The organism is Streptomyces boluensis (assembly GCF_009908195.1).
Classification (GTDB): domain Bacteria; phylum Actinomycetota; class Actinomycetes; order Streptomycetales; family Streptomycetaceae; genus Streptomyces; species Streptomyces boluensis.
Genome location: NZ_JAAAHS010000287.1, coordinates 1 through 9,967 on the forward strand (window position 1 = coordinate 1; position 9,967 = coordinate 9,967).

Sequence of the window (9,967 nt, forward strand, 5' to 3'; positions counted from 1 at the left end):
AGGTAGGGGTGGCGGGGGTGCTGCGGGACGGGGCTCACCGCCGCAGTATCGCCCGCTTCCGTGGCGCCCCGGCGACCACCGTGCTGCCGTCGTCCGCCGCGGGGATGGCGAACACGCGCAGGAAGAACTGGGCGAGCGGGCCGATGGCCAGGGCGTACAGGACGGTGCCGATGCCGACCGTGCCGCCGAGCAGGAAGCCGACAGCCACCACGACGACCTCGACCACGGTGCGCATCAGCCGGATCGAGCGGCCGGTGCGCTGGTGAAGGCCGGTCATCAGGCCGTCGCGCGGGCCGGGGCCGAAGCGCGCGGTGATGTAGAGCCCGGTCGCCAGGCCGTTGAGCAGGATGCCGCCGACGAGCAGCGGGACGCGGATCGTGAGGGCGTGCGCGTCCGGGACCAGGGCCAGGGTGCCGTCCATCGCGATGCCGACCACGAAGACGTTGGAGACGGTGCCGAGGCCGGGGCGCTGCTTGAGCGGGATCCACATCAGGAGCACCGCGGCGCCGACGATGATCGAGACGACGCCGATGGTCAGGCCGGTGCGCTCGGCCAGGCCCTGGTGGAGCACGTTCCACGGTTCGAGACCGAGTCCCGAGCGCACCAGCAGCGCGGAGCTGGCGCCGTACAGCGCGAGCCCTACGTACAACTGCAGTACGCGGCGCGGGAGATGAGCGCTCCGTGGGCTCGGCGGCTCGGACAAGGTGTGCCCCCCTGATGAGGTCTCGTGAGGTCTCGGTGCGGCCGACTGTGGTGCCAGTGGTCCGACCCATGACACTGTGTGGCCTGTCAGGCAGAGCCAACCATGGCCAATTCGAGGAAGGTGGACTGGTCGCGATGGCACAGTGGACTTCGGCGGTGGGTTCCGGACAGCTGGCCCGGCTGATCGGCTCGCAGCAGCGCCCCGCGAGCCCCGGCCGCCGCCCGCCCGCCTACCGCGCGCTCGCCGACGGCATCCGGCTGCTCGTCCTCGAGGGCCGCGTCCCGGTCGCCGCCCGGCTGCCCGCCGAGCGCGAGCTGGCCCTCGCCCTGAACGTCAGCCGCACCACCGTCGCCGCCGCCTACGAGGCGCTGCGCGGCGAGGGCTTCCTCGAGTCCCGCCGCGGCGCCGGGAGCTGGACCGCCGTACCGGCCGGGAATCCGTTGCCCGCGCGGGGCCTCGAACCGCTGCCGCCGGAGTCCCTCGGCTCCATGATCGACCTGGGCTGCGCGGCGCTGCCCGCCCCCGAACCGTGGCTCACGCGCGCGGTGCAGGGCGCCCTCGAGGAGCTGCCGCCGTACGCGCACACCCACGGCGACTACCCGGCGGGGCTACCCGCGCTGCGGCAGATGATCGCCGACCGGTACACCGCGCGGGGCATCCCGACGATGCCCGAGCAGATCATGGTCACCACCGGCGCGATGGGCGCGATCGACGCGATCTGCCATCTGTTCGCCGGCCGCGGCGAGCGCATCGCGGTCGAGTCGCCCAGTTACGCCAACATCCTCCAGCTGATGCGCGAGGCGGGCCTGCGCCTGGTGCCCGTCGCCATGGCCGAGGGCCTCAGCGGCTGGGACATGGACCGCTGGCGGCAGGTGCTGCGCGACGCCGCGCCCCGGCTCGCGTACGTGGTCGCCGACTTCCACAACCCCAGTGGCGCCCTGCCCGACGACGCGCAGCGGCGCGCCCTGGTCGAGGCCGCCCGCTCGGCCGGCACGGTCCTGGTCGCCGACGAGACGATGTCCGAGCTCTGGCTCGACGAGGACCTGGAGCTGCCGCGTCCGGTCTGCTCGTTCGACCCCGGCGGCGCGACCGTCGTCACGGTCGGCTCGGCCAGCAAGGCCTTCTGGGCGGGCATGCGGATCGGCTGGGTGCGCGCGGCGCCCGACGTGATCCGCAGCCTCGTCTCGGCCCGCGCCTACGCCGACCTCGGCACCCCGGTCCTCGAGCAGCTCGCGGTGAACTGGCTGATGAACACCGGCGGTTGGGAGCAGGCGGTGGAGATCCGGCGCGACCAGGCGCGGGAGAACCGCGACGCCCTCGTGCCCGCCATCCGCCGTGAACTGCCCGACTGGGAGTTCGAGGTGCCGAGCGGCGGCCTCACGCTCTGGGTGCGCGCGGGCGGCCTGTCCGGCTCGCGCCTCGCCGAGGTCGGCGAACGCGTCGGGGTCCGGGTGCCGTCCGGTCCGCGCTTCGGCGTGGACGGCGCGTTCGAGGGGTATGTGCGGCTGCCGTTCACGGTCGGCGGCGCCGTCGCCGACGAGGCCGCCTCCCGGCTCGCCGCCGCGGCCCGCCTGGTGGCGTCGGGGGCCGGTACGGGCGCGGAGCCGCCCCGTACCTTCGTGGCCTGACGCGGCCCTACGCGCGGGCGCGCGTGGGTCGCGTTTTCGCGCGTGCGGATCAGCTTTCGACGACCGCGGGCTCCGGCTCGGCGTCGGCCGGTGGCGCGGACCGCTCGGGGAGCAGCTCGAGGACGGCCCTGCAGTGCGCGTCGCTGGTCGCGTCGTCGTACGGGTCGGGCGTGGCCGGTACCTGGAGGCGGTGCACGGGACCCGAGCCGAGCCGGGCGTAGCCGCGGCCCGGCGGGACGTCGGGGGTCGGCGTGGTGCGCGGCTCGACGCCGAGCACCTCCCTCATCTGGGCGGGCGTCGCCGGACCGAGCACCACGCGCGCGCGGGTGTGCTGGCGTACCGGGTCGGTCAGGGCGTCCAGACTGTCGAACTGCTCGGCCACCACGACCGTGACGGCCGCCGCGCGGCCGTGCCGCAGGGGCACCTGGAGCAGCGCCTGCGGGTCGCTCACGCCGTCCGCGGCGGCCAGGTGGCCCAGGGCGCTCGGCCGGTCGACCAGGATCCACAGCGGGCGCTTGCAGTCGTCCGGGGTGGGGTGGCCGGCCTGCCGTGCCTGGTTGGCGGCGATGAGGCGGCGCTCGGTCTCGTTCGTCGCCCACTCGAGCGTGGCCAGCGCCCCGGACAGGCCGCACTCCACGGCGAGCACGCCGCCGCGGCCGACCAGGCAGGCGTACTCGCCGGTGCCGCTGCCCTCCACGATGACCACGTCGCCGTGCAGCAGGGCCTGCACCGCGACGGACCGCAGCAGGGTGGTGGTGCCGCTGCCGGGCTGGCCGACGGCGAGGAGGTGCGGCTCGGTGGAGCGGATGCCGGTGCGCCACACCACGGGCGGCACGTCCCGCTGCTTCTGGGCGCCGTCCGTGACCGGCAGCGTGCGCTGTACGGAGGTCTCGTCGGTGAAGCCGAGCACCGTCTCGCCGGGTGAGGTGACGAACCGCTGGGCGGCGATGTCCGTCGGGAGCGGGGCCAGGACGGTCAGGGTGAGGCGGTTGCCCTCCTCGTCCCAGGTGAAGTGGTACTCGCGGCCGCGCCCGGACTTGGCGTGCAGCAGGTGCTCGATGCGAGCGCGCGCGTCGGCCTCGCCGTCGGTGAAGTAGGCCGGGTAGCGCAGCACGAGCCGGGAGATCCGGCCGTCGTTGTCGAAGTCGTGGCCGCTGAACACCTTGTCCCACTCGCCGCCGTGGGAGTACAGCGGGCTGGGGTCGTCGGCCACGGAGAAGTACGGCACCAGCGCTTCGTAGAGCGAGCTGAGCCGTTCGACCTGGGCCTCGTCGGGACCGGTCCGCACCGGGGTGCGGTCACGGCCCTGCCACGCGGCGGTCGCCATGAGCGTGACCAGGCCGAGCAGTGGCCCGTACGGGATGAGGGCCACCACGAGGATCACGGAGGCCACGAGGAACAGCAGTGGTCCGCGCCGGTCCTTGGGGGTCTCGGTCCATTTGCGCCGCCCGGCTGCAGCGAGGCGGCGCAGTCCCTTGGTGATGGTGATCAAGGGGTGGAGGACGTCGGTGGCGCTGTCGGCGGCCGTCCTGGCGAGCTCTCGGCTCCGAGCGATGGACACGGTGCCGCTGGTGAGAATGCGGGGCAGTGGACGCCTGGCCACGTCTGTCTCCTGAAGTTGTTGCGCGGGTCCGGAAGGTCAGAATTTGATCCCGCCGAGCAGGCTGGCCAGGCTCGCGCCGCCGGCCTTGATGCTCGGGGCGATGGCGGTACCCGCGAGGTAGAAGCCGAACAGGGCGCAGACCAGGGCGTGTGATGCCTTGAGTCCGTCCTTGCGGAAGAACAGGAAGACGATGATTCCGAGCAGCACGACGCCTGAGATGGACAGGATCATGAGGGTTCTCCTGGTTGATGGGGACAGTCACCATGAGTTCTTCCAGGCTCACAGCATGTATCCATACGATAAAAGGTGCAACAGGGTGAAATTCGCCCAATTTCCCTAATCTGGCCCAATGTTCTGGGCCGCCCGAGCGTCCGCGAGGCCCCACCGGGGCCGCCGGAATCTTTGCCTCGGGCACGCTCGGTCATGTACCGACAGGGGCAGTACGCTGGCGCTTTCACTCGTACGGCCCACTCACTGCGAAAGGCGGTCCTGCCGATGACTGAAGCCCCCGATCCGGAGGTCGTGGAGCTCGCCACGAAGATCTTCGATCTCGCACGGCAGGGCGAGACCGAGGCGCTGGCCGCGTACCTCGACGCGGGTGTCCCGGTGAACCTCACGAACGACCGCGGTGACTCCCTCGTCATGCTCGCCGCGTACCACGGCCACGCGGACGCGGTGCGCGCGCTGCTCGCCCGCGGCGCCGACGCGGGCCGGGTCAACGACCGCGGCCAGACCCCGCTCGCCGGGGCCGTCTTCAAGGGCGAGGACGACGTGATCAAGGCCCTCGTCGAAGGCGGCGCCGACCCGGCCGCCGGGACGCCGTCGGCGGTGGACACGGCGCGGATGTTCGGGAAGACCGAGCTGCTCGAGCTGTTCGACGCCCAGTAGCGGGGGCGGCCCGCGAGCAGCCGTAAATCTGGTCGCGGGCGCCGAAGCCGCTGGTCCATCATGACGTCGTGGTTCACGGACACGACTGCTGGGCAGACGCTGCAGCACGCGGGCCGTGACGGCCCCGTTCCGGGCCACGACGAGAGGCAGAGGAAAATGGTCTACGACAAGCATTTGACGACGGGCAGCCACACGTGTTGTCGCGCCGGCAGGTAATGCGCGATCCCCTGTTGCGTCGACAGCTTGATGTGAGGCATTTTCCATGTTCGACACGGTCATAGCGCCCAGTGGCACTCTGCTCGGCCTGCTTCAGCGGGGCCGCGGAGACGGCACACTGCACGCGCTCACAGCTCCCCGCGAGGAAGCCCTCGCCGCCCTCGACCAATGCGTGCTGAGCGATCCACGGCACGACTGGCAGGTGGAGAACCGCTCCCTCTACTACGCCCGCCTCTACCTCGACCTGCACGGCGAGCTCGACGGCATCGAGCGGCACCTGTTCTGCGCGGCGGACATCCTGGACGACGACGAGACCCGTACCGGGCTCGCCCTCGCGGTCCTCGGCCACCTCGCCTCGTACGGCAGGGGCGACGCGCTCCTGCTGCTTCGGCGGTACGCGGCCACCGGCAGCAACTGGGCGTGGGCGCTTGACGAGTTGGCGCTGCGTGACGAGGACGCGGGGCTGCGCGCCCTCGCCGGACCGGTGCTCGCCCGCTTCCCGCGCACCCCGGAGGGCGAGGCCGAACTCGCCGCTGTCGTACGGGACGCCTTCGAGCCGCGGCCCTGGCGGCTCTGGGCCGACGACCCCACCCGGCCGGAGCTGGCCGAACGTGTCCGTGGCGCCCAGGAGCGCGGCTCCTTCGCGCAGTGGCAGCGGCAGCTCAACTCATCGGGCCCGCGCCCCGGTTGGAGCGTCCGGGCCGTCTTCGACTGGGCCGAGGAGGCCATCGGGCGTACGGCCGGGCTCCATGTGCCCGCCGCCCGCTGCCTCACCGCCGTGGCCACGCCCGAGGACCGCGCCGAGATCGTGCTCGCCGCCAGGGCGGGCAGTGACGGCGCCCGCAGCACCGCGCTGCGCTACCTCGCCGACGCCCGCGATCCGCAGGTGCTCGAACTGATCGCCGCCGCCGTGTCCGACGGCTCGCGGATCGTCGTGGACGCCGCCGTCGACGCCTTCGAGCGGATGGGCGGCGACGGTGCCGTCGGCCAGGCCCGCGCCTGGGTCGGCAGGCCCGACGAACTGGGCGCCGCCGCCGGCCGCGTCCTCGCCTGCCGGGGCGGCGCCGACGACGCCGGACTCGTACTGGGCGCGCTGCGCGAGACGGTGCGCGGCGAAGGGCCCGATGCGGCCACCCTCTGGACCCTCGTCGACGGGGCCGGACGGCTCGGCATCGCCTGCGCGGCCCCCGTCCTGCGCCACGTCTACCGCGAGACGGCCTCCTCCCACCTGCGCGGCCGCGCCGCCCGTGCGCTCGCCGTCACCGACCCGTCGTTCGCCGCGGGCTTCGCCGTCGAATGCCTCTGGGACTGCGAGGAGTCCACCCGCGAAGTCGCCGCCCGGCACGCGGAGACCGGCGACGCGCGCGTCGTCGAGCAACTCCGCAGGCTCGCCGCCGACCCGGCCGAGGAGGACGAGGTCCAGACGGCCGTACGCAGCCGGATCGGCCCCGACGCCTCCGCCGTCTGACCGGAGTTCAGGGACCGGACTCCCGGGCGACCACTGCCGGGCCCCGCGCGGGCCCGGAACGCTCATGGGACGTTCCGCGGCCGGAAAGATCCACGTTGGCGTGGCCATGCCGCGGGCGACGACAACACCCGTATGCGTGTCGTCATCGTCACCGAGTCCTTCCCTCCCGACGTCAACGGCGTGGCCCACTGTGCCGCGCAGACCGTCCGCCACCTGCTCCGGCGCGGACACGAGCCGCTCGTCATCGCCCCCGCCGCCCCCGGCGCACCGCCCGAGGCCGACGGGCCCTGCCCCGTGCTCCGCGTCCGTTCCCTGCCGCTGCCCGGCTACCCGCAGGTCAGGGTGGCGCTGCCGAGCCGCCGGGTGGCCGCCGCGCTCTCCGCGTACGGGGCCGAACTCGTCCATCTGGCCAGCCCGTTCGTGCTCGGCGCGCGCGGCATGGCGGCCGCCGCCCGCCTCGGCATCCCCGCCGTCGCCGTCTACCAGACCGACCTCGCGGGCTACGCCAGGACCTACGTCGGCGCCGGTGAGGGCACCGCCTGGCGGCGGATCCGCGCCGTGCACTCCGCGGCCGACCGCACCCTCGCCCCCTCCACCGCCGCCCGGCGCGAACTGACCCGGCACGGCGTCCCCCGGGTCCATCTCTGGCCGCGCGGCGTCGACACCGCGCGCTTCCGGCCCGCGCACGCGGACGCCGCGCTGCGCCGCCGCCTCGCGCCCGGCGGTGAACTCCTCGTCGGCTACGTGGGACGGCTTGCCCCCGAGAAGCGGGTCGACCTGCTCGCCGGGGTGTGCGGCCTCGACGGTGTCCGCGTGGTCGTCGTCGGCGACGGGCCCAGCGAGCCGTCGCTGCGGGCGGCGCTGCCCGGCGCGGTCTTCCTCGGCCGCCGCACCGGCGACGAACTCGCCCGGATCTTCGCCTCGTTGGACCTCTTCGTGCACACCGGGCCGTACGAGACGTTCTGCCAGACCGTCCAGGAGGCCATGGCCAGCGGCGTGCCCGTGGTGGCGCCCGCGGCGGGCGGCCCGCTCGATCTCGTACGTCCTGGCCGCACCGGGCTGCTCGTGCCGCCGGACGACGCGGCCGCCGTGCGCGACGCCGTGTGGGCGCTCGCGGCGGATCCCGCGCTGCGGGCCGCGTACGGCCGCGCCGGGCGTGCTGCCGTCGAGGGCCGCACCTGGGAGGCCGTCGGGGACCGGCTCATCGAGCACTACGGTGCCGTTCTCGGCGGGCGCACGGCGGTGGCGGCATGAGTGCGGCACAGTCGTACGGCGGTGGCGGTGGCGGTGGCGCGGGGCGCGTCGCCGCTGAGGGCCTGCGCATCGTGCGGCTCGCGAACTTCGTCACCCCGGGATCGGGCGGACTGCGCACCGCACTGAGGGAGTTGGGTACGGGCTACCGGGCGGCCGGGCACGAGCCGGTGCTCGTCGTGCCGGGTGCGCGCCACGACGACCGGGAGACGGCGCAGGGGCGGGTGATCACCCTTGCCGGGCCCGTGCTGCCCGGCAGCGGCGGCTACCGGGTGCTCGCCGACCGGGACCGGCTCCGCCGCCTCCTGGAGGAACTCGCGCCGGACCGGCTCGAGGTCTCCGACCGCACCACGCTGCGCTGGACCGGGGAGTGGGCGCGGCGGGCCCGGGTGCCCGCCGTGATGGTCTCGCACGAGACGGCCGACGGCGTGCTGCGCACCTGGGGTGTGCCCGCGCCCCTGGCGCGACGGGCGGCCGACGCCCTGAACTCCCGTACCGCACACGCCTATACGCGCGTGGTGTGCACCACCGCGTGGGCGGAGCGGGAGTTCCACCGGATCGGCGCCCGCAACGTCGTCCGCGCCCCGCTCGGCGTCGACCTGGAGCGGTGCCGCCCCGAGGCGGCGGACACGGCGCTACGGGGGCACTACGCGCGTGCCGGTGAGGTACTGCTCGTCCTGTGCTCACGTCTCTCCGTCGAGAAGCGTCCCGGCACGGCGCTCGACTGCCTTGCGGAGCTGCGGGCGCGGGGTGTGCGGGCCCGGCTCGTGGTCGCGGGCGAGGGACCGCTGCGCGGCCGCCTCGAACGGCGGGCACGCGCGCGGGGGTTGAGCGTCACGTTCCTCGGACACGTCGCCGACCGGGCCCGTCTTGCGGCCCTGCAGGCCACGGCGGACGTGTGCCTGGCGCCCGGACCCGCGGAGACCTTCGGCCTCGCGGCACTGGAGGCGCTGGCCTGCGGGACGCCCGTGGTGGTGCACGCGGGGTCGGCGCTGCCGGAGGTCGTGGGGGTGGAGGATACGGCGTCGTCCCGCGTGGCGGGTGCGGTGGCCTGTGTGGCCGGTGCGGGTGCGGCTGCCGTTGGTGGGGGCGGGTTCGCGGACGCGGTGCTCGCGGTGCTGGAGCGGCCCGAACCGGAACGCAGGCGGGCGGCACGCGCGCGTGCGGAGGTTTTCGGCTGGGAGCGGTCGGTCGGGGCGTTCCTGGCGGCGCACGACGCGCTCCCGGTCGATGGGGCCCCTCCGGCCCCAGGCTCGGCGCCCGTGAGTGTGCGGAGTGCGCGGTGAGCGCGGTGAGCGGGGCGGACCCGGTGCGGTTCGCCGCGCTCGGTGACTCGCTCACCGAAGGCGTGGGTGATCCGGTGGGGGAGGGGCTGCGCGGCTGGGCGGAACTGCTCGCTCCGTGCTTCTCGACGCGGCGCGGGGTGTGCGGAGGCGGAGTGAGCGGAGGAGGGGTGCGCGAGGGAGGGGTGCGCGAGGGAGGGGTGCGCGAAGGTGGGGTGCGCGAAGTGCCGGTGGAATTCCGCAACTTCGCGGTCAGCGGGGCCCAGAGCGCCGATGTGTGGGAGCGGCAGACCCCACGGGCCCTTGAGTTCGCCCCGGACGTCGCCGCCGTCGTCGTGGGTGTCAACGACACGCTGCGCCGAACCTTCGACATCGACCGCGTCACCGCCCGCCTCGACCGCGTGTACGGAGCCTTCGCCGCGGGCGGCGCCCAGGTGCTCACCGCCTGCCTGCCCGACCCGGGCGCGCTGCTCGGCCTGCCGGGCACCCTGGCCCGGCCGCTGGCCCGCCGGCAGCGCGCCGTGAACACCGTGGTGCACGCCCTGTCCGCGCGGTACGGCGCCGTCCATGTGCACGCCGCCGACGCGGAGTGGGTCGCGGACCGGTCCCTCTGGAGCGCCGACCGGCTGCACCCCGGGGAGCGCGGCCACCGCGCCCTCGCCGTCCGATTCCATGCCGAACTCTCCGCCAGGGGATGGGAGTTGGGTCCCGCCCCGTCCCGTACGCCGGAACAGCCCGCGCCGACGCATACGGCCGCCCTGTGGTGGCTCGCGACCGCCGGTACGGGCTGGGTGCTGCGCCGCTCCACGGACCTGCTGCCGCAACTGGCCTGCCTCGCGGCGGACGAGGCACGGCACGCAGTGCGCGGTACGGCCGCCCGGCTCGACCGCAGGGCCGCGGCGGCGGCTTCGGCGGCGCTGGCGGTGG

The 9,967-nt window shown here is 74.5% G+C and carries 9 protein-coding genes; 6 read left to right on the plus strand and 3 right to left on the minus strand.

Annotated elements, in window-relative coordinates; translation table 11 throughout:
• Nucleotides 1-34: 34 nt before the first annotated feature.
• The gene (yczE, locus tag GUY60_RS27695; protein WP_161702616.1) at nucleotides 35-703 is read right to left on the minus strand and encodes a membrane protein YczE; all 669 of its coding nucleotides are present in this window, start codon (nucleotides 701-703) and stop codon (nucleotides 35-37) included.
• 134 nt (nucleotides 704-837) lie between these two features.
• Here yczE and GUY60_RS27700 point away from each other — a divergent pair, with 134 nt between their 5' ends.
• Nucleotides 838-2,331, plus strand: a complete 1,494-nt coding sequence (locus tag GUY60_RS27700; RefSeq protein ID WP_161702618.1) for an SCO1417 family PLP biosynthesis transcription factor — start codon at nucleotides 838-840, stop codon at nucleotides 2,329-2,331.
• 49 nt (nucleotides 2,332-2,380) lie between these two features.
• On the opposite strand, the gene GUY60_RS27705 is transcribed toward GUY60_RS27700, so the two are convergent.
• On the minus strand, nucleotides 2,381-3,934 hold the full coding sequence (locus GUY60_RS27705) for a hypothetical protein (RefSeq protein WP_161702620.1): 1,554 nt from the start codon (nucleotides 3,932-3,934) through the stop codon (nucleotides 2,381-2,383).
• A gap of 36 nt (nucleotides 3,935-3,970) precedes the next feature.
• Nucleotides 3,971-4,165, minus strand: coding sequence for a hypothetical protein (locus GUY60_RS27710; protein WP_018534760.1), 195 nt, complete (start codon nucleotides 4,163-4,165; stop codon nucleotides 3,971-3,973).
• Nucleotides 4,166-4,429: 264 nt separating this feature from the next.
• On the opposite strand from GUY60_RS27710, the gene GUY60_RS27715 reads away from it, so the two are divergent.
• From GUY60_RS27715 to GUY60_RS27735, 5 genes are all read left to right on the plus strand, one after another.
• A complete protein-coding gene (locus GUY60_RS27715; protein ID WP_161702622.1) occupies nucleotides 4,430-4,822 on the plus strand; it encodes an ankyrin repeat domain-containing protein in 393 nt (130 codons plus the stop codon).
• A 262-nt stretch (nucleotides 4,823-5,084) separates the two neighbouring features.
• Nucleotides 5,085-6,506: a HEAT repeat domain-containing protein gene (locus GUY60_RS27720; RefSeq protein WP_161702624.1), complete on the plus strand. Its 1,422-nt coding sequence runs from the start codon at nucleotides 5,085-5,087 to the stop codon at nucleotides 6,504-6,506.
• Between the two features lie 132 nt (nucleotides 6,507-6,638).
• On the plus strand, nucleotides 6,639-7,760 hold the full coding sequence (locus GUY60_RS27725) for a glycosyltransferase family 4 protein (protein WP_161702626.1): 1,122 nt from the start codon (nucleotides 6,639-6,641) through the stop codon (nucleotides 7,758-7,760).
• Nucleotides 7,757-9,043 (plus strand): glycosyltransferase, encoded by a 1,287-nt coding sequence (locus GUY60_RS27730; RefSeq protein ID WP_161702628.1) that lies wholly within the window; start codon nucleotides 7,757-7,759, stop codon nucleotides 9,041-9,043. Before GUY60_RS27725 ends, GUY60_RS27730 begins: the two co-directional genes overlap by 4 nt.
• The coding region (locus tag GUY60_RS27735) for an SGNH/GDSL hydrolase family protein (RefSeq protein WP_312866450.1) at nucleotides 9,040-9,967 on the plus strand (928 nt) is incomplete at its 3' end. The genes GUY60_RS27730 and GUY60_RS27735, both read left to right, overlap by 4 nt.